The sequence below is a fragment of the Sphingomonas yabuuchiae genome, assembly GCF_014199595.1.
GTDB classification, from domain to species: Bacteria; Pseudomonadota; Alphaproteobacteria; order Sphingomonadales; family Sphingomonadaceae; genus Sphingomonas; species Sphingomonas yabuuchiae.
On the sequence record NZ_JACHNX010000003.1, the window covers coordinates 213,342 to 237,388 of the forward strand.

General features: G+C 66.9%; 20 protein-coding genes. 5 read left to right on the top strand and 15 right to left on the bottom strand.

Going from position 1 to position 24,047, the window contains the following annotated elements; genetic code table 11:
- Window positions 1–153: 153 nt before the first annotated feature.
- Window positions 154–993, top strand: coding sequence for a TorF family putative porin (locus GGQ89_RS06415; protein WP_082442279.1), 840 nt, complete (start codon window positions 154–156; stop codon window positions 991–993).
- 140 nt (window positions 994–1,133) lie between these two features.
- A complete protein-coding gene (locus tag GGQ89_RS06420; protein ID WP_240456529.1) occupies window positions 1,134–2,288 on the top strand; it encodes an energy transducer TonB in 1,155 nt (384 codons plus the stop codon).
- Between the two features lie 211 nt (window positions 2,289–2,499).
- Here the strand turns inward: GGQ89_RS06420 and GGQ89_RS06425 are convergent, their stop codons facing one another.
- From GGQ89_RS06425 to GGQ89_RS06455, 7 genes are all read right to left on the bottom strand, one after another.
- Window positions 2,500–2,913, bottom strand: coding sequence for a DUF3035 domain-containing protein (locus GGQ89_RS06425; RefSeq protein ID WP_056436649.1), 414 nt, complete (start codon window positions 2,911–2,913; stop codon window positions 2,500–2,502).
- Window positions 2,906–3,412 carry a signal peptidase II gene (gene lspA / locus GGQ89_RS06430; RefSeq protein ID WP_184104986.1) on the bottom strand — a complete coding sequence of 169 codons (507 nt, stop codon included), beginning with the start codon at window positions 3,410–3,412 and terminating at the stop codon, window positions 2,906–2,908. Before lspA ends, GGQ89_RS06425 begins: the two co-directional genes overlap by 8 nt.
- Complete coding sequence (gene ileS, locus GGQ89_RS06435; protein ID WP_184104988.1) at window positions 3,405–6,236, bottom strand: isoleucine--tRNA ligase; 2,832 nt, start codon at window positions 6,234–6,236, stop codon at window positions 3,405–3,407. The genes lspA and ileS overlap by 8 nt, the downstream gene beginning before the upstream one ends.
- Before the next feature lie 35 nt (window positions 6,237–6,271).
- A complete protein-coding gene (locus GGQ89_RS06440; RefSeq protein ID WP_184104990.1) occupies window positions 6,272–7,210 on the bottom strand; it encodes a bifunctional riboflavin kinase/FAD synthetase in 939 nt (312 codons plus the stop codon).
- 33 nt (window positions 7,211–7,243) lie between these two features.
- Complete coding sequence (locus GGQ89_RS06445; protein ID WP_056436636.1) at window positions 7,244–8,275, bottom strand: GGDEF domain-containing protein; 1,032 nt, start codon at window positions 8,273–8,275, stop codon at window positions 7,244–7,246.
- Window positions 8,276–8,422: 147 nt separating this feature from the next.
- A complete protein-coding gene (locus GGQ89_RS06450; RefSeq protein WP_184104992.1) occupies window positions 8,423–8,890 on the bottom strand; it encodes a dihydrofolate reductase in 468 nt (155 codons plus the stop codon).
- Window positions 8,887–9,681 carry a thymidylate synthase gene (locus GGQ89_RS06455; RefSeq protein ID WP_184104994.1) on the bottom strand — a complete coding sequence of 265 codons (795 nt, stop codon included), beginning with the start codon at window positions 9,679–9,681 and terminating at the stop codon, window positions 8,887–8,889. The genes GGQ89_RS06450 and GGQ89_RS06455 overlap by 4 nt, the downstream gene beginning before the upstream one ends.
- Window positions 9,682–9,786: 105 nt before the next feature.
- Between GGQ89_RS06455 and GGQ89_RS06460 the strand changes: the two genes are divergently transcribed.
- Window positions 9,787–10,170: a JAB domain-containing protein gene (locus GGQ89_RS06460; RefSeq protein WP_184104996.1), complete on the top strand. Its 384-nt coding sequence runs from the start codon at window positions 9,787–9,789 to the stop codon at window positions 10,168–10,170.
- 219 nt (window positions 10,171–10,389) lie between these two features.
- On the opposite strand, the gene GGQ89_RS06465 is transcribed toward GGQ89_RS06460, so the two are convergent.
- From GGQ89_RS06465 to GGQ89_RS06495, 7 genes are all read right to left on the bottom strand, one after another.
- Window positions 10,390–11,130 (bottom strand): TorF family putative porin, encoded by a 741-nt coding sequence (locus tag GGQ89_RS06465; RefSeq protein ID WP_184104998.1) that lies wholly within the window; start codon window positions 11,128–11,130, stop codon window positions 10,390–10,392.
- Window positions 11,127–11,573 carry a hypothetical protein gene (locus GGQ89_RS06470; protein ID WP_184105000.1) on the bottom strand — a complete coding sequence of 149 codons (447 nt, stop codon included), beginning with the start codon at window positions 11,571–11,573 and terminating at the stop codon, window positions 11,127–11,129. Before GGQ89_RS06470 ends, GGQ89_RS06465 begins: the two co-directional genes overlap by 4 nt.
- Window positions 11,574–11,846: 273 nt before the next feature.
- Window positions 11,847–12,590 (bottom strand): class I SAM-dependent methyltransferase, encoded by a 744-nt coding sequence (locus GGQ89_RS06475; protein ID WP_168371542.1) that lies wholly within the window; start codon window positions 12,588–12,590, stop codon window positions 11,847–11,849.
- A 28-nt stretch (window positions 12,591–12,618) separates the two neighbouring features.
- Window positions 12,619–13,746: a peptide chain release factor 2 gene (gene prfB, locus GGQ89_RS06480; protein WP_056436615.1), complete on the bottom strand. Its 1,128-nt coding sequence runs from the start codon at window positions 13,744–13,746 to the stop codon at window positions 12,619–12,621.
- A 66-nt stretch (window positions 13,747–13,812) separates the two neighbouring features.
- Window positions 13,813–16,305, bottom strand: coding sequence for a penicillin-binding protein 1A (locus GGQ89_RS06485; protein ID WP_221238870.1), 2,493 nt, complete (start codon window positions 16,303–16,305; stop codon window positions 13,813–13,815).
- A gap of 66 nt (window positions 16,306–16,371) precedes the next feature.
- Window positions 16,372–17,325 carry an oxygen-dependent tRNA uridine(34) hydroxylase TrhO gene (gene trhO / locus GGQ89_RS06490; RefSeq protein ID WP_184105002.1) on the bottom strand — a complete coding sequence of 318 codons (954 nt, stop codon included), beginning with the start codon at window positions 17,323–17,325 and terminating at the stop codon, window positions 16,372–16,374.
- 127 nt (window positions 17,326–17,452) lie between these two features.
- Complete coding sequence (locus GGQ89_RS06495) at window positions 17,453–18,688, bottom strand: N-acetylmuramoyl-L-alanine amidase family protein (protein WP_184105004.1); 1,236 nt, start codon at window positions 18,686–18,688, stop codon at window positions 17,453–17,455.
- 484 nt (window positions 18,689–19,172) lie between these two features.
- Between GGQ89_RS06495 and GGQ89_RS06500 the strand changes: the two genes are divergently transcribed.
- Window positions 19,173–21,833, top strand: a complete 2,661-nt coding sequence (locus GGQ89_RS06500; protein ID WP_221238871.1) for an Rne/Rng family ribonuclease — start codon at window positions 19,173–19,175, stop codon at window positions 21,831–21,833.
- Between the two features lie 203 nt (window positions 21,834–22,036).
- On the opposite strand, the gene GGQ89_RS06505 is transcribed toward GGQ89_RS06500, so the two are convergent.
- Window positions 22,037–22,492 (bottom strand): Lrp/AsnC family transcriptional regulator, encoded by a 456-nt coding sequence (locus GGQ89_RS06505; RefSeq protein WP_056436604.1) that lies wholly within the window; start codon window positions 22,490–22,492, stop codon window positions 22,037–22,039.
- 114 nt (window positions 22,493–22,606) lie between these two features.
- On the opposite strand from GGQ89_RS06505, the gene GGQ89_RS06510 reads away from it, so the two are divergent.
- Entirely contained in the window at window positions 22,607–23,821 is a 1,215-nt protein-coding gene (locus GGQ89_RS06510; protein ID WP_184105006.1) for a methionine gamma-lyase, read from the top strand.
- Window positions 23,822–24,047: the final 226 nt, after the last annotated feature.

The window sequence follows — 24,047 nt, forward strand, 5'->3', positions numbered from 1 at the left end:
TATGTTCGATTATACTTGTGCAGCGCACCACGGCCTGCCAATCTTTCACAACTCGCAAGGCAGACGGTCCGCCGGGTTTGACCCGACACATAGAGGCCGCACCGATGCGAGGTTGCAGGTGAGAACATCGAATTTCCGTTTGAAAGGGAAACGATGCGCTTCTCCACGATCCTCCTTGGCGGCCTCTCGCTGGTCGCCGCGACGCCCGCCTTTGCGCAGGACAGCGCCGGTGCGGATACCGCGCCGCCCTCGCCGATCACGGTCAGCGGCAGCGCCGCGATCCTGACCGACTATCGCCTTCGCGGCGTGTCGCAGACCAACAAGAATGCCGCGGTCCAGGCGGCACTGACCGTCGCGCATGAAAGCGGCTTCTATATCGGCACCTTCGCGTCGAACCTGGCGGGCTGGGGCACGTTCGGCGGCGCCAATATGGAACTGGACGGCATTGCCGGGTACAAGCACACATACGGCTCCGCGACCGTCGATGCGGGCGTGACCTGGTACACCTATCCGGGTGGCGCCTCGGAAACCGATGTGGTCGAGTTCTTCGGCCGCCTGTCGGGCACCGCCGGCCCCGCGACGCTGACCGCCGGTGCCTATTATGCGCCCAAGCAGACCTCGCTCGGCAACTTCTCCAACACCTCGTACAGCCGGGGCCAGCGTTGGGATAACGTCTACCTGACCGGCGACGGCGCGGCGGGCATTCCGGGTACGCCGATCACCGCCAAGGCGCATATCGGCTATTCCAAGGGCAATCCGGGCCTGGGGCCCAACGGCACCAGCCTGTCGCCGACCGGCAGCTATTGGGACTGGTCGCTGGGCGCCGATGTCGCGGCGTACAAGAACCTGACCTTCAACGTCTCGTACATCGACACCGACATCACCAAATCGAAGGCAGCCTATCTGCAGCCGAACTTCTCGCAATATCAGACGGCGGGGGGCGCCTCGATCTCGGATGCGACGGTGGTGTTCTCGCTGACGGCCGCTTTCTAAAAGATATAATGGCTTTTCGGGGGTGAAGGGGCGGTGCCGGTGACGGCGCCGCCCTTTTCCATGGAAGCGACGGACAAGCCCCCTCGCCTCACGTCGAACCCGCGCCTAAGCTGACGCCCTGTCGCCGTGGAGTGCGTTCGATGATCCGGTTCCGCCACGCTGCCCTGTCCTTCGGCCTGTTGTCCGCGCTTGTCGTTCCGTCGGCGGCGGCCTGGTCGCTCCAGAACGCGCTCCCCATTGTGCCGGTCAAGCCCGGTGGCTCCGGTCGGGTGCTGATCCAGTGGATGCCGGGCGAGATACGCTGCAACGGCGTGGCCGTGACGGGACAGCCGATCCGGCGGCCTTGGAACCAGCTGGGTTGGAGCGGCAATGAGACGCAGCGCGCCGTGACCATCCGCTTCACAATCGACCCGAGCGGTCGTCCGGTCTCGCTGACCCGAGAGACGACGGCCTATGTGCCGCAGTCCGAGGATGTCGCACCCGCGCTCGCCGCCAGCCGCTTTGCCGCCCGGTCGCCGCACCAGGATTGCTCCGTCACCTATGTGAGGCGCGGCAGCGCCCTGACGGCGGCGGATGCGCAGGAACTGATGGCCTATACGGTCCACCCGATATCGGGGCCGCTGCCGGACGAAGGATGGCAGCGGATCCGCGAGGCGGCTGGCGACTGCTTGACCAACCCCCAGCCCCAACCGCTCGAACGGCATTTCCCCGACTTCGCGACCATCACCGCCACGCCTGGCGTGCAGGACTGGTCGATGATCCGCTATGACCTTGATGCGGGCGGGCGGACGCGTGGCGCGGCGCTGCTGGCGGGCACCGGCAACCGGGCACTGGATACCGCCGCGCTGAAGGCGATCCGCGAATCGCGCTTTACCAAGGGGGCGAAGACCGGCTGCCTCTATCCCTATTGGCGGGCCGCGGCCAAGCTGCCCGCCCCCGACATGCCCGAGGCGATCCGCGCCACCAAGCTCGCGGGCAACTGCCCCGATGAGCATGGCTGGGCCGTGCCGCCACAGCTTCGCTTTCCCGAACCCTATCGTCGCCGCTCGATCGAGGGCTGGGCGGTCATCGGCTATGACGTCGCGCCCTGGGGCCAGACAGGCAATCTGAGGGTCATCGCGGCCCAACCCTCCGACGAGTTCGGGACGCAGGCGCTGGGCATGATCCGCGACGCCAAGCTGCCGAGCAGCCCGCAGGGCTATACCGGCTGTGTCGACCGGGTGCGCTTCAAGATGGGGCCGGAGCCCGCGCCAAACGCGGGCGGCGAAGGCGGCGCGCCGGTGCCCGGGGCGTAAATCACCAGGCGAGATGCGTTTGATACAAGGTTAGCCCCTCCCTTTCAGGGGAGGGGTTGGGGTGGGGCACCGCCACAAACGCTACGCCTGCGGAAGCGCCCCACCCCCGGCCCCTCCCCTGAAGGGGGAGGGGGCGCCTGCCCGATCGGCATGCAAAAAAGGGCCGGACAGGCGATCCGCCCCCGGCCCTTTTCCTAACCCTTGTACGGCGTCACTTGGTGGCGGCGCGTGCGTCCTGGCCGTCGCCTTCGGGGGCGGCGACGATGTCGCGGGTCGTCGCGCCCTTGTCGACGACGTTGGTGCCGGGATCGCCGACCGACGAGCGGATGCCCGTATCGGCGCTATCGGCCCCGGCATTCTGCACCAGGCCATATTCCGACTGGCTGCGCGCCGCCTGACCGCCGAACAGCGCGTCCAGCGTCTGCTGCTGGCCGCTGCGGGTCTGGACGGGGGCGGCGCCCGGCTGCGGCGGGACCAGCGCGAAGTCGGGCGGGATCACCAGCGAGGGCTGGCGCGCGACGGCGAATTCGTCGGGGCGCGCCCGGTCCAGGCCACGCCCGGCCCCACATCCCGTCAGCAACGCGGCGCAGGACAGACCTGCGATGACGGGCACCAACTTACGCATTGCTCTTCTCCACGGGAGCGGGCCGGTCGCGCACGAGAAGCGCGCGGGCCAGCAAAACCAGAACGCCTATCGTAATCGCTGCATCGGCGACATTGAAGACCAAAAAGGGACGCCACTCGCCGAAGTGCAGATCGGCGAAGTCGACGACATAACCGAAGCGCACCCGGTCGAGGATATTGCCCAGCGCACCGCCCAGCACACAGCCGAGTGCGACCTGGTCCACCGGATTGCGCTCACGCGTCATCCAGAAGGCCACCGCCAGCGCGATCGCCCCGGTCATCGCCACCAACGCCCAGCGCGACGCGTTGCTGTCGGCGGTCAGCAGACCCAGCGAGATGCCGTAATTGGGCACGAAACGCAGGTTGAAGATCGGTACGATCTCACGAACGTCACCGAGCGAACGCAGGCCCATCGGCCCAGTCACCGCCCATTTGATGATCTGATCGACCAGGAACAGCGCCAGCGCCGTCACCAGTCCACGCTTGGGCAGATTAGCCATGCGCGACCACCTCGGCACAACGGCCGCACAGCTCGCCGTCCGCCGAAACGTCGGGCAAGTGACGCCAGCAGCGACCGCATTTGTGCTTCTCGGTACGGGTCACGCCGACCGTCTCGGCCAGGCTGACATCGGCGACGATGAACGCCTCGGCCAGCGCGTGCGGCTCCAGCGGCAGCGACGGGACCGTCACCTCCGCCTCGTTGGACGAACGCACGGTCTTTTCGCGGCGCAGCGGCTCGATCGCCTCGGTCACCTGTGCGCGAAGCCCACGGATCTCGGTCCAGCGCGCCATCAGCGCCTCATCCTCGCCCAGCTGCGGCAGTTCCGGCCATTCGAGCAGATGGACCGAGCCATCCTCCGACGGGAAGCGCGACTGCCACACTTCCTCGGCGGTGAAGCACAAGATCGGCGCGGCATAGCGGACCAGCGCATGGAACAGGATATCGAGCACGGTGCGATAGCTGCGACGCTTGGGATCGGTCGCCGCATCGCAATAGAGCGAGTCCTTGCGGATATCGAAGAAGAAGGCCGACAGGTCCTCATTCGCGAAATCGGTCAGCGCACGGAGATAGCGGTTGAACTCGAAAGCCTCGGCCGCGCGGCGCAGCTCGGTGTCGAGCGCGGTCAGACGTGCCAGGACATAACGCTCCAGTTCGGGCATCGCATCGAACGAGATGCGCTCTTCCTCGCTGAACCCGTCGAGCGCGCCCAGCATATAGCGGAAGGTGTTGCGCAGCTTGCGATAGCTGTCCGAGGCGGTGGCCAGCACCTCCTTGCCGATGCGGACATCCTCGAAATAATCGGTCGAGGCGGTCCAGATGCGCAGGATGTCGGCACCCGACTCGCCGATGATCTTCAGCGGGTCGACGACATTGCCCAGCGACTTGGACATCTTGCGCCCCTGCCCGTCGAGCGCGAATCCATGAGTCAGCACCGCGTCGTAAGGCGCACGACCGCGCGTGCCGCACGACTCGAGCAGCGACGACTGGAACCAGCCGCGATGCTGGTCCGAGCCTTCGAGATACAGGTTCGCGCGCGTGCCCTCGCCATAGCGCGCCTCGATCACGAAGGCATGGGTCGAGCCGGAGTCGAACCACACGTCCAGGATGTCGTTGACCGGCTCGAAATCGGCGAGGTTGTAGTCCGCACCCAGCAGCGCCTGGTGATCGGCGGTGAACCACGCATCGGCCCCTCCCGCGCGGAAAGCGTCGAGGATGCGGGCATTGACCGCCTTGTCGGCGAGATATTCGCCGGTCTGGCGGTTCACATAGAGCGCGATCGGCACGCCCCAGGCGCGCTGGCGGCTGATGACCCAGTCGGGACGCCCTTCCACCATCGAACGGATGCGGTTGCGGCTGCGCTCGGGCACCCAGCGGGTGCGCTCGATCGCGTCCAGCGCGGTCTGGCGCAGCGTCGCGCCATTGCCCAGCGGCACGGTGAGCAGCGGCGTCACACCCGAGATGGGATCGACATTGGCCATCGCCAGATCGGGGATCAGCGTGGTGTCGGCGCGGTCCATCGGGATGAACCATTGCGGCGTCGCGCGGAAGATGACCTTGGCCTTGGAGCGCCAGCTATGCGGATAGCTGTGCTGGAAATCGTCCGAGGCGGACAGCAGCGCACCGGCCTCGCGCAGGTCCGCACAGATCGGGCCATCGGCGGAGACGAACTTCTTGTTGATGACGCTGCCCTGGCCGCCCAGCCATGCCCAGTCGGGGCGATAGGTGCCGTCGGCCTGCACCGCGAAGACCGGGTCGATGCCGTGCGCCTTGCACAGCAGGAAGTCGTCCTCGCCGTGATCGGGAGCCATATGGACGAGGCCGGTACCGGCGTCGGTCGTGACGAACTCGCCCGCCAGGAACGGCCGGGGCTTGGCGAAGAATCCGCCCAGCTTGTGCATCGGGTGAAGCGCGGTCGCGCCCTCCAGCACCGGCCCCTTGGCCAGCGCGATGAAGCCCTCCATCGCGATGCCGGTCCGCTTGGTGAAGGCGGGCAACAGCGGCTCGGCGACCAGATAGCGACGGCCGCCGCACTCGAAGTGCAGATAGTCGATCGCCTCGCCATAGCTCAGCGCCTGGTTGACCGGGATCGTCCAGGGGGTGGTGGTCCAGATGACCGCCAGCGCGCCGACCAGATCGGGATATTCGGGGCACGATGCGACCTCGAACCCGACATCGATCTGGGTCGAGACGATGTCTTCATATTCGACCTCGGCTTCGGCCAGCGCGGTCTTTTCGACCGGCGACCACATGACCGGCTTGGCGCCGCGATAGAGCTGGCCCGATTCGGCGAACTTCAGCAGCTCGCCCGCGATCACCGCCTCGGCGTCATAGGTCATGGTCAGGTACGGATTGGCCCAGTCGCCCATCACGCCCAGCCGCTCGAACTGCGCCTTTTGCGTGCCGACCCAGGTGTCGGCATAGGCGCGGCACTCGGCGCGGAACTGCGCGACGGGCACCTCGTCCTTGTTCAGCTTCTTGGCGCGATACGCCTCCTCGACCTTCCACTCGATCGGCAGGCCGTGACAGTCCCAGCCGGGGACATAGGGCGCGTCCTTGCCCATCAGGGTCTGCGAACGGACGATGATGTCCTTCAGCACCTTGTTGAGCGCATGGCCCATGTGAATGTCGCCATTCGCATAAGGCGGGCCGTCGTGCAGGATGAACCGCTCACGCCCGCCACGCTCACGGCGCAGGCGGTCGTACAGCCCCATCTTGGCCCAGCGATCCAGGATCGCCGGTTCCTTGGCGGCAAGTCCCGCCTTCATGGGGAAATCGGTCTTCGGCAGGAAGACGGTGTCGCGGTAATCGGGCGCGTCGCTCATAGGGGACACGCCCTTAACGACTTTAGGTTAACACGTCATGCCGGATTATGCGACGACAGTATTTCGCGCGCACGCGCGCAGTCGGCGTCCATCTGCGTGACCAGCGCATCGAGCGAATCGAACTTCGCCTCGGGCCGCAGATAGTCGATCAGCTCGACCGACAGGCGCTGCCCGTACAGGTCGCCGCCGAAATCAAAGAAATGCGGCTCCAGCAATTCCTTGGGCGGATCGAACTGGGGGCGGATGCCCAGATTGGCGGCCCCGTCTAGCACCTGGCCGTCGTCCAGCCGCCCGCGCACCGCATAGATGCCGTAAGCCGGGCGCAGATATTCGCCCATGTCGAGATTGGCGGTCGGATAGCCGATGGTGCGGCCCAGCTTGTCGCCATGCTGCACCACGCCCTGGATCGTATAGGGCCGGGTCAGCAACCGCGCCGCCGTCTCGGGATCGCCCGCCGTCAGCGCGGCGCGAATCCGGCTGGACGAGATCGTCTCGCCGTCCAGCATCACCGGCGCCACCGCATCGGTCGAAAAGCCCTGCGTCCGGCCCCAGGCGCGCAGGGACGTCACATCGCCGCTGCGCGCGCGGCCGAAGGTGAAGTCCTCGCCCGTCACCACACCGCCGACCCGCAAGGCGCCCAGCAGGCGCGCTTGCACGAAATCCTCCGCCGACAGTGCCGCAAGGTCGGTGTCGAAACCGAACACCACCATCGCATCCACGCCCGCCGCCGCGAACAGCCGCTCGCGCTGGTCGAGCGTGGTCAGGCGGAAGGGCGCGGCGTCGGGCTTGAAGTAACGGATCGGATGCGGGTCGAAGGTGGCGACCAGCGCTGGCCGCCCTTCGGCACGCGCACGGGCGACGGCGGCACCGACCACCGCCTGATGCCCCAGATGGAACCCGTCGAAATTGCCCAGCGCGACGATTCCGCCCGCCAGATGCGCCGGGATGGGCCCCGCGCCGTCAACTCGCTGCATGACCGCGCGCTATAACAGGCCTCACCGAATTGGCTAGGCGCGCGACAGGATGCGATTGCCGAGGCCCCCGCTCGCCAGATCGCGCAGCATGTCGGCGCGCGTCAGCACCTCCTCCAACGGCACGCCGACACCGACCGCGACGCCGCCCGACATGGTGACGGCCCCGATCGGCTCCCCCGATCCGCGCAGGCGCAGCGTCCGTTCGCGCATGGCGACGCGCGCATCCTCCATCATGCCCGCCAGCGTGGACAAGGGTCGCCCGCGCAGCACGATCAGGAACAGATTGCCCTGCCAGCGGATGATCTCCGTCCCCTCGCAGGATTGGCGCAGCGTGGCGACGAACGCGCGCAGGACGTTGTCGGCGACCGAACGCCCATAACGCTCGTTGATCCCCTCCAGATCGTCCAGGCTGCACGCTGCCAGCACATATCCATGCGGCTCGTTGGCCAGCCGCTCGACCATCGCCTGCGCACCGGTCCGGCTGGTGACGCCGGTCAACTGGTCGATCCGATCGTCGGTCTCGCCGGGCTCCATCCGGGAGCGCAGGCCCGCAATATTGCCCGCCAGTTCCTCCAGATCGCGTTCGGTCTTGGAAATGCGGGCGATCAACTGTTCGAGCAGCGTGGCGATGGCGCGAGTGTCGGGGCCGACATCATTGCTGCGGTGTGCATGGGAGAGCGCCGCGACCTGATGCGAGAAATCGCCGGTGATCGCCCTGGCGTCAGAGGTCAGCGCCTCCAGCGTCTCGGCCTGTTCGCCCAGGTCCCGCTCCATCTGGATTCGGCCGAGCCCGAGATCGGCGACCTCATGCTCGCGGACCAACGGCATCAGTTCGCGGACATCGTCTTCGGTCAGGCGGATACCGCCATCGGTCCGCCGCGCCACCTCACCGCCCAGTGGGCCATAGGGGTGAAGGACCGCCTGCAACGCCAGCGCGTAGCTGGTGGTCGTCCGGTCCAGTCGATGCCGATCGAGGAACGCGACCGCCTCGTGACTGGCGTCCAGGATGCCGACCGGATCACTGCCCGCCCGACGCCCCCGCGCATTCCCCCCGTCGATGATCATCCGACACTGCCCGCTGCCAAGACGAATGCGGTGAATGCCGCAATTCTTTATCCGAGAATGAGTTTAGGTATGTCGGATCAACAAATGAAGACGGGCCGAAATATTTTTCGCAAAATGGTCAGCTTCAGTGAAGAATGCACCCTTCTGTCATCGCTCCAGTGTCACAAAAGAATAGGATGGACGGTCATCCGAAGCGGGATGATCCTGCCGCTCGACTTCGCGCCAATCGGAAAACGGGGCGACGACGACATCTCCGTCGGCATCGATATTGACCTCGGTCAATTCCACCCGGTCGGCGATGTCGCGGAACAGGTCGAAGATTTCCGCCCCCCCGATCACCGCCACCGGCCCCTCGCCCGCCAGTGCAAGCGCGCCCGCGACGTCGTGCGCCACCTCGGCACCCGGTGCGCTCCAAGCGCGGTCGCGGGTCAGGACGATATGCCGCCGACCCGGCAGCGGGGCGGGAAAACTGTCGAAGGTCTTGCGGCCCATGATCATCGGCTTGCCCATGGTCAGCGCCTTGAACCGCTTGAGATCGGCGGGCAGGTGCCAGGGCAAGCCGCCATCGCGCCCGATCACCCCGTTGCGCGCGCGGGCGAGGACCAGCGTGATCATATCGCGACCGGCGCCTTGATATGGGGTTGCGCGACATAGTCGTGCAGCACGAAATCCTCGGGCTCATAACCGTCGATGGCATCCGGGCGGCGCAGGATTTCCAGGCGCGGCAGCACGCCCGGCTCGCGACCCAGCTGGGTCTTGGCCTGCTCCAGATGGTTCAGGTAAAGATGGCAGTCGCCGCCGGTCCAGATGAACTCGCCGACTTCCAGATCGCATTGCTGCGCCAGCATATGGGTCAGCAGCGCATAGGAGGCGATGTTGAACGGCACGCCCAGGAAGATGTCGGCCGACCGCTGATAGAGTTGCAGCGACAGGCGGCCGTTCGCGACATGGGTCTGGAACAGGCAGTGGCACGGGGCCAGCGCCATGGCGTGCAGATCGCCGGGGTTCCAGGCGGACACGATCTGGCGGCGCGAGGCGGGCTGGGTGCGGATCTGCTCCACCAGCTCGGCGATCTGGTCGATATGGCGGCCATCGGCCGTCGCCCAGTCGCGCCACTGCTTGCCATAGACGGGGCCGAGATCGCCCTGCTCGTCGGCCCATTCGTCCCAGATGCTCACCCGGCGATCCTGAAGCCAGCGGACATTGGTGTCGCCGCGCAGGAACCACAAAAGCTCGACGATGATCGAGCGCAGGTGAAGCTTCTTGGTGGTCAGGGCCGGAAAGCCCCGGGCCAGGTCGAACCGCATCTGGTGGCCGAAGACCGACAGCGTGCCGGTGCCGGTCCGGTCCATCTGCTGCACGCCCTGGGTCAGGACCCGGTCCATGAGATCGAGATATTGCCGCATGCCCCGGGCCTAGCGCCGTGCGCCGTTCCCGCCAAGCCGAACCGGATCGGCGCGGGATAAAGCTGTGTCGGCGCTCAGCATGATGCAGGGCTGGTCGTGTACCGCTTGCCCCGCCCTCCCCTCCGCATCGCCACGCGTCGTGACGCGCTGGCCTTGTTCGGCGGGCTGGATCGTGGGGACAAGGAGGCGATGGGGATCGCCTATCTGGGTTCGGAACGGATGCTGTTGGGCTTGCGCCATGTCGCGGGCCGCCATGATTCGGTGACGGTCCCGGTCGCCCGGATCGCCCGCGATGCGATCCTGATGGAGGCAAGCGCGGTGCTGATCGCGCACAACCACCCCGATGGGGATACCCGCCCCAGCGCCGCCGACCTGTCATTGACCCGGCGGCTGGCGCAAGGGCTGGCGGCGCTGGACGTGATGCTGCTTGACCACCTGATTCTGGGCGGGGGCGCGGTCGTCAGCCTGCGGGAGCATGGACTGCTCTGAAAGCCCCTCCCCTTCAGGGGAGGGGTTGGGGTGGGGCCTTTCCACGAACGCCGCGCTTGCGGAAGCGCCCCACCCCCGGCCCCTCCCCTGAAGGGGAGGGGTAGGTCCATTTCAGGCCATCAGAGTCCAGGCCATGGGCGACATCGCGTGGGGAGAAGCCCTCCCCATCCCCTCCCGCCTGCGGGAGGGGAGAGCCTATGGCGCAGCTATGAGCGCGCCTCAGAACCCGAAGCGCACCCGCCCGACAATCCGGTCGCCCGAATGCCGCGCATCGGCCAGCGGAAAGGCGGAGGCCGCCCGCTCCGACACGTCGGTGCCGACATAGTCCAGACCCAGAGTCACCGGCCCGGTGACATGCTTCACCCCGACCCGCCAGTCGCTATAATCGCCACCGGGACGAAGCCGCGCGGCACGGAAGGGATCGTCGGTCTTGCCGGAAGAGTGGCCGAGCCCGGCCAGCAGCGTCCAGGGCGTGCCCGGTATGCCCGCCTGGGCTCCGGCATGAAGATAGAGATTGTCGCCGCCGATCGCGCTTTGCGACGGTGCATAGTCCGCGCCCGCATCGACCTGTACCGGACCCAGCGTATAGGCCGCCGACCCGCCCAGTTCGACATAATCGGCATTGAAGCCCGCCCCGCCGAACAGATGGCCGGTCACGCGTCCGCGCACCGTCACCGGGCCCAGCAGGGTGGAGGCGCCGAGACTCAGGTCGCCGACCACCCCCGCGCCGCCATGCCGCGCCGATTCACGAAGCGCCACGATCCGGCCGCTCGCCTCGAACGGTCCGCTCGTCGCAAAGATATCGGCGGAGGGCGATACCCGCCCCCCGCTCCAGCTCAGGCCCCGGCGATTCTCGTCGCTGTTCACCTCGACGCCAATCGAAGGCCGCTCCTGCGCGAGGAGCGGCGAGGCGATGCTGGTGCCCAATACGACACCCAAGGCAATGATACGCAAGCTCATCCGGCGCGCGTCTCGGCATGCAGGCGATCCATCTCGGCGCGTAGCAGGCCATGGTCTTCCTGCGCCACGGCCTGAAGGTGGTCGCGCACCGCGTCGTGACGCCGGGCCACTTCCTGCGCGATGGCGTTGCGGTTGGTGCTGCACCAGCCGGGGCGGCTACCCTCGATCACGCGATCCTGCGCCGCGCTGCGCATCAGCGCCGTGCCGCTGGGCCCACGCGCTTCGCGGTGGACCGTGACATTGGCGCTCCACAGGCACCGCAGCGTCGAGGGACGGCCGCCGGTCGTCACCGCGCCGATCTGCTTATGGGTCACGCCGACATCGGCGCTGTAGCGGACCGCGACCGGTCCCGAATGATGGTCGAGCTGGACACGGTGTTCGAGCGCCCCGTCGGAGGCCACAACACCGCCGAGCGCGAGCCCGGCGATCAAAAGCATGTTCATCATCATCTCCTTCTGCGGGACCCCGGCTTATGCTGGCCGGTGGTCTATCGGCACCAGGCGGGGCCGATACGGGATCAATACATGACAAAGCTGTCATGTTCCAATTTTGTCGTGGCGACGGTGACTGATCAATAGGTCTATTCCTCCCCTGCAAGGGGAGGTGGCAGGCCGTCAGGCCTGACGGAGGGGTGTCCCGCTCTCGATAGGGTGACACCCCTCCACCATGCTGCGCATGGTCCCCCTCCCCTTGCAGGGGAGGAATGAGGAGCAGGACTACCCGCCCTGGTTATCCTTCATCCGGCAGGGACGGATCGCCTTGGGATCGGGACGCGGGCCGGTCGCGCGGAAGGTCGCCAGATAGCCGCCCGCCGAGGGCATGTTCTCAATCGACACCTGGGTGAAGCCGACCGCTTCGAACTCGCATTTCAGCAGCGCGGGCGGCGTGCCATGCGCCTTGGTCCGGCGATCGGCATCGACCACCACGACCAGCCCGTCGGACTTCAGCGCGGGGAACAGCCGCCACAGGAACTCATAGGGCTGCTCGATCTCATGATACATATGGACCATGAGAACGCGGTCAAAGCTGGTGGGTGGCAGCTTGGGGTCGGCGGGCTCGCCCAGCCGGACGCTGACATTGTCCAGCCGCTCGCGCGAGACACGCTCGGCCAGCCGGTCGCGCCACGCGGCGACGATATCCTCGGCCAGTACGCGGCCGGTCTTGCCGACCCGCTGCGCCAGGCGGACGGTGTAATAACCCTCACCCGCGCCGATATCGGCCACCGTCATGCCGGGGCGGATTTTCGCCCGGTCCATGACCTGATCCGCCTCGCGCAGGCGGTCGCGCGCATCCTCGCTCGACCAGCGCGACGAGACGACGTCGGCGACCGGCCGGTCCGCCGCCGGGAACGGGCCGACCTTGTCGTCGTCCCCGTCGTCGCGCTGCTGGATCAGCGGCTTCGAGCCGTCGCACGCCGCCACCACGCCCCCCAGCGCGATGACGAGGGCCGCCGCCGCCATCAAGGGCCCCGCCCCCCGGACACGCATCTTAGTCGACATCCTCCACCGCGACCGCCTCGCCGGTCACGCGCTGCGACAGGGCCGCCGCCATGAAGGCATCGAGATCGCCGTCAAGCACGTCGCCCGGCGCGGTCGAGGTCGTGCCGGTGCGCAGGTCCTTCACCAGCTGATAGGGCTGGAGCACGTAGGACCGGATCTGGTGGCCCCAGCCGATATCGGTCTTGGTCGCATTCTCGGCATTGGCCACGGCTTCGCGCTCGGCCAGCTCACGCTCGTACAGGCGGGCGCGAAGCTGGTTATAGGCCTCGGCCTTGTTCTTGTGCTGCGAACGCTGGTTCTGGCACTGCACCACGATGCCGGTCGGCAGGTGGGTGATACGCACCGCCGAGTCGGTGGTGTTGATGTGCTGACCGCCCGCGCCCGATGCGCGGTAGGTGTCGATGCGCAACTCGCTCTCGTTGATCTCGACCTCGATATTGTCGTCGATCACCGGATAGACCCAGACGCTCGAAAAGCTGGTGTGGCGACGCGCGGCCGAATCATACGGGCTGATCCGCACCAGCCGGTGCACGCCCGATTCGACCTTGGCATAGCCATAGGCGTTCTCGCCCTTGACCAGCAGGGTCGCCGACTTGATCCCGGCCTGTTCGCCCGCATGATAGTCGATCAGCTCGACCTTCATGCCGTGCCGCTCGGCCCAGCGCGTGTACATGCGCTGGAGCATCCCGGCCCAGTCCTGGCTCTCGGTTCCGCCCGCGCCCGCGTTGATCTCGATATAGCTGTCATTGGCATCGGCTTCACCGGCCAACAGCGCCTTGATCTTGTCGGCCTCGGCCTTCTTGGCGAGTTCGCCCAGGCTGGCGACGGCTTCCTTCTCGAGATCCTCGTCGCCCTCCATCTCGGCCAGCTCGATCAACTCGACCGTGCCCGACAGCTCGTTCTCGATCGCGCGGGTGGCGGTGATGGCCTCGTCCAGGCGGCGACGCTCGCGCATCACCTCCTGCGCCTGCTTGGGGTCGTTCCACAGGGCCTGGTCCTCGACGCGCGCGTTCAGCTCGTCCAGGCGACGCAATGCGCGGTCCCAGTCGAGGAAGCGGCGCAGCAGCTCCAGGGCGTCCTTGATCTTGTCGACATGAGCCTGCGCTTCAGCGCGCATGAAAATTCTCCGAATCGGTCGTACGGCCGCCCGAACGGGGACGGCAAAACGAATATGGGAAGCGGGCTAGTAGATTCCGCCTTCTCTTTGCAAGAAATCGCTGTCGCGCGGGGGCGCTGGCCGAGCCGGGCCGGTCGGCGTCGCGGGCGCCTCGGCAGCCGCGGCACGGCGCGCGCGGCGGCGCGGCTCGCTCTCCGGCTTGAACGCTTCCCAGATCACGGCGGGCTTGGGATCGTCGCCGGTCGGGAAGGTGCCATAGACCGGCCGCCCGCTCGCGCGGTCGATGCGGACCATGCGAATGCCGGGCGCCGCGCGGAAGGGCAGCTTCTCGAGCCCCTCATAGGCCTTTTCGGCGAACTGGCGGAAGATCGGCACCGCGATGGTCCCGCCCTGCGCATAGCCGCCCAGCGAGCGCGGCGTGTCATAGCCGATATAGAGGCCGCCGACGAATTGCGGCGTGCCGCCGACGAACCACACATCGGTCGGGCCGTTATTGGTGCCGGTCTTGCCGAACATCGGGCGGTTCAGGTCGCGCAGGCCGGTGGCCGTGCCGCGCTGGATCACGCCCTCGGTGATGTGGACCATCTGATAGGCGGTCATCGCGTCCAGCACCTGGCGCTGGCGCGAGACCGGGCGCGGCATCGGCTTGCCGTCATAATCAGCGGCGTTGCAGCGGTCGCAGGCGCGCCAGTTTTCCGGCCAGATCACTTTGCCGTGCCGGTCCTGCGCGAAGTCGATCAGCGAGGGATCGCCGCCGCGCCCGTTATTGGCGAGGATCGCATAGGCGTTGACCATCTGCCCCACCGTCGTTTCGCCCGCGCCCAGCGCATAGGCGAGATAGGGCGGAAAATCGCCGATCCCCATCTGCTTGATCGTCGCCACGACATTCTTCATGCCGACGGTCGAGGCGGTCCGCACGGTCATCAGGTTGCGCGACTGTTCGATGCCCCAGCGCATCGTGTGCGGCCCCGCCCCGGCCGAATTGCCGAAGTTGCGGAAACACTTCGTCCCCAACCCGGCCCCCTGATCGACGCAGAACGGACCGTCGACGATGATCGAGGCGGGCGTCATGCCGTTGTTCAGCGCGGCGGAATAGACGATGGGCTTGATCGTCGAGCCCGGCTGACGCTCGGCCTGGGTGGCGCGGTTGAACGCCTGGAGCCGGGCGTCGAAGCCGCCCTGCATCGCCAGCACGCGGCCGGTCGCGGGCTCCTCGACGACGAAGCCGCCCGAGATGCGCGGGATGGAGCGCAGCTGGAACTGCTCGCCCGCCGGCGACACGGCGATGATGTCGCCGACCTTCAGCGCGCTGAACGCGGTCGCCGCCGTGCCCCGGCGCGGCATCTGCGCGAAGCTGCGGGGCAGCGTGCCGGTGCGGCCATTGGCGAAGCCGATCGTCGCCTCGCCCGAGGTCTTGGCGGTGACGATCCCGGCGCGCCAGTCGCGATAGTCGAGACCGATATTGGTGTTCAGCAGCACCTGTTGCCAGTTGCCGTCCTCGATATCCTCATGCCGGATCGGCCCGGACCAGCCGCGCCCGCCCTCGAACCGGATCAGGCCGTCGCGCAACGCTTCGGCCGCCAGATCCTGCAACCGGGTATCCAGCGAGGTGCGCACCCAGAGGCCACCGTCATAGACGCTGTTCGGTCCGCTCTCCGCCTTTTCGCCATAGCGCTTGATCAGCTGGCGGCGGACCTCCTCGACGAAATAGCCGCCGACCTGCGCATATTTGGGCGTGCGGCGCAGCACGGTGCCCAGCGGCTCGGCCATCGCCGCGTCATATTGCGCACGGGTGATGAAGTTGTTCGACAGCATCTCGCGCAGCACATAGGCGCGGCGCTCCAGCGCGCGGTCGGGGTGGCGAACGGGATCGTAATTGGCCGGTCCCTTGGGCAGAAGCGCCAGATAGGCCATCTGCCCCAGCGTCAGCTCGTCCAGTTCCTTGTCGAAATAGGCATGGGCCGCCGCCTCGACGCCAAAGGCGTTCCGGCCGAGCGCGATCTGGTTGAGATACAGCTCCAGGATCTGCGGCTTGGTCAGCGTGTCCTCGATCTTATAGGCGAGGATCGCCTCCTTGATCTTGCGGGTCGGCGAATAGGCGTCGCCGATCAGCAGGTTCTTGGCGACCTGCTGGGTAATGGTCGAACCGCCGCGCGCGCGCCGCCCGCTCCCGAATTTCTTGGCATAGTCGATGACCGCGCCCGCCAGGCCGGGATAATCGACGCCGCCATGCTCGAAGAAGCTCTTGTCCTCCGCCGCCAGGAAGGCACGGACAAGGAGCGGCGGATATTCATTGTAGGACAGCTCGACCCGGCGCTCGCGCGCATAGGATTGGATCGGGGTGCCGTCGATTCCGCGCACATGGGTCGGCAGCGGCGGCTCATAGGCCTTGAGCGCGTCGACCGAGGGCAGGTCGCGGATGAACACGAACCAGAACACGCCGCCACCGATCGCCGCGAGCAGCGCAAGGACGGCGAGCACCCGCACCCACCAGCGGCGCCAGAGCGGGCGACGCGGCGGTTCGGCGGGTTCGGAGGGGGAAAAGGTTTCGACGGCCATGGCTTTGCGGGGCTTCGTGTAGCAGGTTCGCCCCGGCTTGCCACCCGCCTGCGGATCGGTTGCGCGTTACAGGGGCTGCGGTTCGTCGCGCGCATCTTCCGCGGACGGATAGCGTGCGCCGACATGCGCCTGCCCCCGCGCCGCCGCCAGCGCTTCCTGACGGTGCCGTTCGGCATAGGCCGCCAGCCGCTCCGCGTCGCGCGTGCCGTGACAGGCGGGGCAGCTCACCCCCTCGACATAGAGCGGCGAGGCGCGATCCTCCGGGCTGACCGGCATCCGGCAACCATGGCACAAGCCGTGCGATCCTTGCGCCAGCCCATGGCCGACCGCGACGCGCGCATCGAAGACGAAGCATTCGCCGTTCCAGCGGCTCTTCTCTTCCGGCATCGTCTCCAGATATTTCAGGATGCCGCCGTCGAGGTGGAAAACGTCCGCCACCCCTTCCGCCTTCAGGAACGCCGTCGCCTTTTCGCAGCGTATGCCGCCGGTGCAGAACATCGCGACCTTGGACTTGCCCGCCATCAGTTCGTCGCGATTCTGGCGGAACCAGTCGGGGAAATCCCGGAAGCTGCGCGTCCCCGGATCGACCGCGCCGTCGAACGTGCCGATCGCGACCTCGTAATCATTGCGCGTGTCGATCAAGAGGGTGTCGGGATCAGCGATCAGCGCATTCCATTCCTCGCCCGCGACGTAAGTGCCTACCTCCCGCGTGGGGTCGATCCCCTCCACGCCCATCGACACGATCTCGCGCTTCAACCGCACCTTCATCCGATGGAACGGCATCGTCTCGGCGCTCGAGTCCTTATAGTCGACATCGGCACACCCCGGCAGCGTCCGGATATGCGCGAGCAGCGCCTCGATCGCGTGTGTGCTGCCCGCCACCGTGCCGTTGATCCCCTCGCTCGCCAGCAGCAGCGTGCCGCGAATCCCGTTCGCCTCGGCGATGGCGAGTAGGGGTTCGCGCAAGGCGGCGGGGTCGGGGAAGGACGCAAAACGATACAGGGCACAGACGCGGATCATGCCCGCGCCTTTACGCGGATCGGGTGAAAGGGGCCAGATGCTCGACCGGCAAGCCCCTGCGCGACGCAGTCACTTTCCCCGAAACTGTCGATTTTGATGGAAAAACGGGAAAGATGGCAATGCTGCTCTACCGCGCCGCCATCCGCCGGGCGAAGTGGACTTCGACCGCCTGCAGTACCGCCTTGGCGATCCGCTCGCGCCCCTCTTCGCTGGCGAGGAACGCGGCGTCCTGCATGTTCGAGATATAGCCGGTCTCGAACAGGATGGACGGCATGTCGGGCGCCTTCAGCACCATCAGAGAGGCCATGCGGTGGAAGGTCGGCTTGACCGGGATGAGCGGCTGCGCCTCGCGGCCGAGCAGACGCGCAAAGCTGGCCGAGGCGTTCATCGTCTCGCGCTGGGTCAGGTCGATCAGGATCGAGGAGACGTCGCTGTTCCCGCCCAGGTCGACACCCGCGATCACGTCCGCCTTGTTCTCGCGCGCCGCCAGCCGTGCGGCTTCCTTGTCGGAGGCCACGTCGGACAGGGTATAGGCCGTCGCGCCGCGTGCTTCCCCTGCCCCTGCGCTGTCGCAATGGATGGAAATGAACAGGTCGGCATGCAGCCGCCGCGCAATGCCGTAACGCTCGCGGTGGAGGATGTAGCGGTCGTCCTCGCGGGTCAGCGCGGCGCGCACCCGGCCCGAGGCGACCAGCGTGTCGCGAATTTCCTTCGCGATGGCCAGCGTCACGTCCTTTTCGCGCAGCCCGGTCTGCGGATTGATCGCGCCGGGATCGACCCCGCCATGCCCGGCGTCGATCACCACCAGCGGACGGTTGTCCGCCCCCTTCACGCGCGGCAGCGGCAAGGCGCGCGACGGGCTCGGCACCGGGACGGTCAGCGTGTAGGCGGGCTTGCGCTGGAAATGGAACGGGAAGAAGTCGAGCACGCCCGCAAAGCTCGCCTGGGTATAGCGGCCGACCATGGGCTTCAGCGTCAGCGACAGGGTCTTGCCGTCATCGTCGAACCCGCCGTCGAAGATCGCCGCATCCTGCGCCAGCGCGAAGGTCAGCCGGGTGACGCCGGGCTGGATCCGGGTCTGGGTCAGCCCGCGCACCACACCGTCGTCGATCGTGGCGGGGCCGGGCGACGCGCCGGTCACGTCGATCGCGACGCGGCGCTGTTCGGTCAGCATGACGCTGCGCGCGCGTTTGACCGGCGTGTCGAACCGGATGATCAGGCGCGCGCCGCGCACCACCACTTTCTGCACCGTCGCGGCCATCGCGCTCATCGGCGCGAACAGCCCGATCAGGAATGTGAACAGCATCAGCACGACACGGCGTCCATGCCGTGCCCGTGCGTCGCTGGTCCAGCGAAAAGCCATTACCGCTTACCCTTTTCCACGATCCGGGGATCGAAACGCCGGGATAGCGAAACGTGCCTGTCTCCAGGCTTTCGGCCATTGGTTAACCGAAAATTCGGCATGTTTTGGCCGCTCGATCGGCAGATTTCCGCCTGTTGCGCAAACGTTCCGATGATGCTAGCACTCCTGCGGACCCCGGCCTCGATCACCTCTCCCACGATCGGGACGGGGCCATCTCTAAAAGGGCTGGGACTGCGAGGATTTCGCGCCCGGACCAACCAGGTTGACGCTCGCATGACGCATATGATCCACCCCGCTGACCGACCGGCCTTTGCCGGTGGGATCGCGGTGTCGTGGGTCCGCACCGGCCCCGTTGCCGATGCTGCGGCTGCGACCGGCACGCATTCCGTTTTTTCCAGCGGACCGGCGCCCCGCGCCGCCGCCCACCTTATTTACCGCGCGCGACGGCTGCCACCAGGCCCGGCGCGCGCGTGGAGACTTCACAATGACCACGCGTATGCTGATCGACGCACGCCACCGGGAAGAAACCCGCGTGGCCGTCGTCAAGGGTAACCGGATCGAGGAATTCGACTTCGAGTCGGCCGAGCGCAAGCAGCTCAAGGGCAATATCTACCTCGCCAAGGTGACCCGCGTCGAACCGTCGCTGCAGGCGGCCTTCGTCGATTACGGCGGCAACCGTCACGGCTTCCTGGCCTTTTCGGAAATCCACCCCGACTATTACCAGATCCCGAAGGAAGATCGCGAAGCCCTGCTGCGCGAAGAGGCCGAGCATGCCGCGGAAGAGGCCGCGCTGCGCGCCGAACTCGACGCCGAGGATGATGACGATCATGACGGCGAGGATCATGACGATCACGCCGACGACCATCACGATGACGAGGACGGTGAGGCCGCGCCGCGCGCCCGCAAGTCGACCGTCAACGACGATCAGGTCGAGGCACTGCGCCAGCGTCGCCAGAATTTGCGCCGCCGCTACAAGATTCAGGACGTCATCCATCGCCGCCAGGTGCTGCTGGTCCAGATCGTCAAGGAAGAGCGCGGCAACAAGGGTGCGGCGCTGACCACCTATTTGTCGCTGGCGGGCCGCTATTGCGTCCTGATGCCCAACACGTCGCACGGCGGCGGCATCAGCCGGAAGATTTCGAACGCGGCCGACCGCAAGCGCCTGAAGACCATCATGGCCGAGATGCAGCTGCCCTCGACCATGGGCTGCATCGTCCGCACCGCGGGCCTTCAGCGCACCAAGACCGAGATCAAGCGCGATTTCGACTATCTAGCGCGCCTGTGGGACGGCATCCGCGAAAAGACGCTGCATTCGTCGGCGCCCGCGCTGATCTATGGCGACAGCGACCTGATCAAGCGTGCGATCCGCGACATCTATAATCGCGAGATCGAGGAAGTCATCGTCGAGGGTGAGGAAGGCTATCGCCAGGCGAAGGACTTCATGCGCCTGCTGATGCCTGCGCACGCCCGTCGGGTGAAGCAGTATGCCGATGCCGTGCCGCTCTTCCAGCGCGCGCATGTCGAGGACCAGCTGGCCGCGATGTACAATCCGGTCGTCCAGCTGAAGTCGGGCGGCTATCTGGTCATCAACCCGACCGAAGCGCTCGTCTCTATCGACATCAACTCCGGTCGTTCGACCCGCGAGCATAATATCGAGCAGACAGCGACCGCGACCAACCTGGAAGCCGCGCAGGAAATCGCGCGCCAGCTGCGTCTGCGCGACATGGCGGGCCTCGTCGTCATCGACTTCATCGACATGGACAACAACTCCAATGTCCGGAAGGTCGAGAAGGCGATGAAGGAGGCGCTGAAGAACGATCGCGCCCGTATCCAGGTCGGCCGCATTTCGTCCTTCGGCCTGATGGAAATGAGCCGCCAGCGCCTGCGCACCGGCGTGCTCGAAGCCTCGACCCGCCCCTGCCCGCATTGCGAAGGCACCGGCCTGGTCCGCACCGCCTCGTCCTCGGGCCTGTCGGCACTGCGCCTGATCGAGGACGAGGCCGCGCGCGGTCGCGGCTCGATCCTGACGCTGCGCGCCAGCCAGGAAGCGGCCGTCTATGTGCTGAACCGCAAGCGCGCCGACATCGCCGAGATCGAGGATCGCTACGGCGTGACCGTCGAAATCATCCCCGACCGCGAGGAAGAGGGTGCGCGCATGACGGTCGAGGCCTCCGGCCCGCCGCCCGCCTATGCGCCCAAGATCGACATGCTCCTTCCCGTCGAGGAAGATGAGGACGATCTGGTCGACGAGATCGAGGAGGAAGAAGAGGACGAGGTCGAGGAGGAAGCGACCGAGGCGCCCCGCCCGCGCGAATCGCGTGACGAGGGCGACGGCAATGGCCGCAAGCGCCGTCGCCGCCGTCGTGGTCGCCGCAACCGTGGCGAGGGTGAAGGCAGCGAACAGGCCGAGGGCGAAGAGCAGGCGGACGACGCTGGGCAGCACGAGGCCGAGCAGGACGAGACCGACGCCGAGGAATCGGCCGAGGACGACACCGCCGAGACGGTCGAAGCCACCGAAGCCGAGCCGCGCGAAGGCGGACGCCGCCGTCGTGGTCGTCGCGGTCGCCGTGGCGGTCGTCGTGGCGAGGGTGCCGCGAACGACACGGCCGAGACCGCTGCCGAAACCGTGTCGGATGACGACGCGTCGGACGCGCCGCTGCCGATCGTCGAGCCGATCGAGGCAGGCGATGCCGCACCGGTGACGACCCCGCTCGCAGTGGCCGAGGCCGAAGCGAGTGACGCGCCCAAGACCCGCCGCCGTCCGCGCGCCCGCAAGGCCGCGCCGGTCGTCAGCGAAACGGTCGAGACGCCGGTCGTCGAGGAAGCCCCTGCTCCGGTCGCGCCGGTGGCGGAAGTCGAGGCGGAAGCTCCGGCCAAGCCCAAGCGTGTCCGCAAGAAGGCCGCTCCCAAGGTTGCCGCCGAGGAAGCCGCTCCGGTCGCCGAGGCGGAAGCCGAAGCCCCGGCCAAGCCCAAGCGCGTCCGCAAGAAGGCGGCCCCCAAGGTCGCCGCCGAGCCGGTCGCCGAGGAAGCCCCTGCCGCCGAGGCCACTCCGGCCGAGGAACCGGCCGCGACGGAGACCGACGCCGAAAACGCGACCGGGGAAACCCCGCGCCGCGGCTGGTGGCAGCGCACCTTCGGCGCCTGATCGCCCCGGCACTGAACGGCAAGACGCCCTCCTTCCCCAGCGGAAGGGGGGCGTTTTTCGTTTGCGCCCTTCTTTCCCATTCCTCCCCTGCAAGGGAAGGTGGCAGGCCAAAGGCCTGACGAAGGGGGGGCACCTTTTGCGAGGGCGGTGATGCGCCTTGAAGCGGGACACCCTCCCCTACAGGGGAGGATTAATGGCTGGGATCAATCGACGGGAAAGGTCCGGCTGCTCTTCACCACCCCATAGGCAAAGGTGGTATCCAGGCTGGCGATCCCGGCGATTGCGTGCATCTTGCGGCGGATGAAGCGCTCATAGGCCTCCAGATCGGCAACGATGACCCGAAGCAGATAATCCGCATCCCCGGTCAGCAGGTGACAGTCCATCACCTCGTCCAGTTGCCGGATCGCCTCCTCGAACTGCTGCACCAGATCGCGGGCATGGCGCTCCAGCCGAACCCGAATGAACGCGGTCACCGGGAGGCCATAGCGCTGCTGATCGACGATCGCGCCATAACCTTGAATCACCCCCGCCTGTTCGAGCAGCCGCACCCGCCGCAGACAGGGAGACGGCGACAGGCCGACCCGTTCGGACAATTCCTGGTTGGTGAGGCGTCCGTCCTGCTGGAGCAGGCGAACGATCTGGCGATCCTTGGTGTCCATGCCCGATCTTAGCAGATTCTGCCAATTCGGCATGCATGATTGGCAAAGAACGCAATTTCGGCGCGTGGCTTCCGCCCTAGAATAGTGGCATCACGCAGAGAAAGCCTGTCTACCATGTCGACCCCCGCCCCCTTCGGTTTCGCGACCGCCGCCATCCATCATGGCTATGATCCCCAGGATCATGAGGGCGCGCTGACCCCGCCGCTTCACCTGACCTCGACCTTCGCCTTCGAAAGCGCGGAAGACGGCGCGGCGCGCTTCTCGGGCGAGGCACCGGGCCATGTCTATAGCCGCATCTCCAACCCGACGCTCGACCTGCTGGAACGGCGCATCGCGCATCTGGAAGGCGCCGAAGCGGCGCTGGGCACGGCATCGGGCATGGGGGCGATCACCGCCACCCTGTGGACGCTGCTGCGTCCCGGTGACGAAATCCTGACCGACATGACGCTTTATGGCTGCACCTTCGCCTTCATGCAGCATGGGCTGGGCCGGTTCGGCATCCGCGTCACCCATGTCGACATGACCGACATCGCCGCGGTCGAGGCGGCGTTCGGGCCGGACACCAAGCTCGTCTATTTCGAGACGCCCGCCAATCCCAATATGCGGCTGGTCGATATCCAGGCGGTCTGCGCCCTCGCCAAGGCGCATGGCGCGTGGAGCGTGGTCGACAACACCTATGCCACACCGGTCATCACCCGCCCGATCGCGCTGGGTGCCGACTTCGTCGTGCACTCCGCCACGAAATATCTGGGCGGACATGGTGATCTGGTGGCGGGCATGGTGCTGGGCCGGGCGGCGGATATCCAGCAGGTTCGGCTGTTCGGCGTGAAGGACATGACCGGCGCGGTGCTGTCCCCGTTCAACGCCATGCTGATCCTGCGCGGCCTGAAGACGCTGGAACTCCGCGTACAGCGTCATGCCGCCTCGGCACAGGCGATCGCCGAGCGGCTTCAGGCGCATCCGGCGGTGCATGCGGTCCATTATCCGGGGCTGGAGAACTTCCCCCAGCATGACCTAGCCCGGCGTCAGATGGCGCTGCCCGGCGGCATGATCGCCTTTCAAGTGTGCGGCGGGTTCGAGGCGGGCAAGCGGGTGATGAACCGGCTAAAGCTGATCCAGCGCGCCGTGTCGCTGGGCGATGCCGAGACGCTGATCCAGCATCCCGCCAGCATGACCCATTCCACCTATCCGGTCGAACAGCTCATCGCGCATGGCATCATGCCCGATCTGGTCCGGCTGTCGGTCGGGCTGGAGGATGTGCGGGATATCTGGGCCGACCTGGGTGCGGCCTTGGATGCTGAGTTAGGCACTTTGTCGCACGCGGCGTGATGCAAGCGGGGCCGGTCGCTAACGGCGCTGCCGCCACCTCGTACCCTCCGTTCAGCGCCTAGTCGCGAGTCGATCAGCTTCATGTTTCAGGCTCGGCATTCCGCCCCCTTGCCGGAGAAGAGCGACGGAAAGCCGAAAACGGGTATCAGCGGATCGCCGGGATCGTCCGTGCGATCGCGTAACCGAACACGACCGAAGCGGCCAACCAGGTCACACCAATCTCGAT

Coding starts and splice junctions, on each gene's coding strand:
- GGQ89_RS06465 (WP_184104998.1), bottom strand. CDS start 11,130: ATGAGCTTGCGTATCATTGCCTTGGGTGTCGTATTGGGCACCAGCATC.
- lspA (WP_184104986.1), bottom strand. CDS start 3,412: ATGGCTAATCTGCCCAAGCGTGGACTGGTGACGGCGCTGGCGCTGTTC.
- prfB (WP_056436615.1), bottom strand. CDS start 13,746: ATGCGCGCTGAAGCGCAGGCTCATGTCGACAAGATCAAGGACGCCCTG.
- GGQ89_RS06445 (WP_056436636.1), bottom strand. CDS start 8,275: ATGATCATCGACGGGGGGAATGCGCGGGGGCGTCGGGCGGGCAGTGAT.
- GGQ89_RS06500 (WP_221238871.1), top strand. CDS start 19,173: ATGACCACGCGTATGCTGATCGACGCACGCCACCGGGAAGAAACCCGC.
- trhO (WP_184105002.1), bottom strand. CDS start 17,325: ATGATCCGCGTCTGTGCCCTGTATCGTTTTGCGTCCTTCCCCGACCCC.
- GGQ89_RS06470 (WP_184105000.1), bottom strand. CDS start 11,573: ATGAACATGCTTTTGATCGCCGGGCTCGCGCTCGGCGGTGTTGTGGCC.
- GGQ89_RS06510 (WP_184105006.1), top strand. CDS start 22,607: ATGTCGACCCCCGCCCCCTTCGGTTTCGCGACCGCCGCCATCCATCAT.
- GGQ89_RS06440 (WP_184104990.1), bottom strand. CDS start 7,210: ATGCAGCGAGTTGACGGCGCGGGGCCCATCCCGGCGCATCTGGCGGGC.
- GGQ89_RS06505 (WP_056436604.1), bottom strand. CDS start 22,492: ATGGACACCAAGGATCGCCAGATCGTTCGCCTGCTCCAGCAGGACGGA.
- ileS (WP_184104988.1), bottom strand. CDS start 6,236: ATGAGCGACGCGCCCGATTACCGCGACACCGTCTTCCTGCCGAAGACC.
- GGQ89_RS06485 (WP_221238870.1), bottom strand. CDS start 16,305: ATGGCCGTCGAAACCTTTTCCCCCTCCGAACCCGCCGAACCGCCGCGT.
- GGQ89_RS06415 (WP_082442279.1), top strand. CDS start 154: ATGCGCTTCTCCACGATCCTCCTTGGCGGCCTCTCGCTGGTCGCCGCG.
- GGQ89_RS06450 (WP_184104992.1), bottom strand. CDS start 8,890: ATGATCACGCTGGTCCTCGCCCGCGCGCGCAACGGGGTGATCGGGCGC.
- GGQ89_RS06495 (WP_184105004.1), bottom strand. CDS start 18,688: ATGGCTTTTCGCTGGACCAGCGACGCACGGGCACGGCATGGACGCCGT.
- GGQ89_RS06455 (WP_184104994.1), bottom strand. CDS start 9,681: ATGCGGCAATATCTCGATCTCATGGACCGGGTCCTGACCCAGGGCGTG.
- GGQ89_RS06475 (WP_168371542.1), bottom strand. CDS start 12,590: ATGGCGGCGGCGGCCCTCGTCATCGCGCTGGGGGGCGTGGTGGCGGCG.
- GGQ89_RS06425 (WP_056436649.1), bottom strand. CDS start 2,913: ATGCGTAAGTTGGTGCCCGTCATCGCAGGTCTGTCCTGCGCCGCGTTG.
- GGQ89_RS06420 (WP_240456529.1), top strand. CDS start 1,134: ATGATCCGGTTCCGCCACGCTGCCCTGTCCTTCGGCCTGTTGTCCGCG.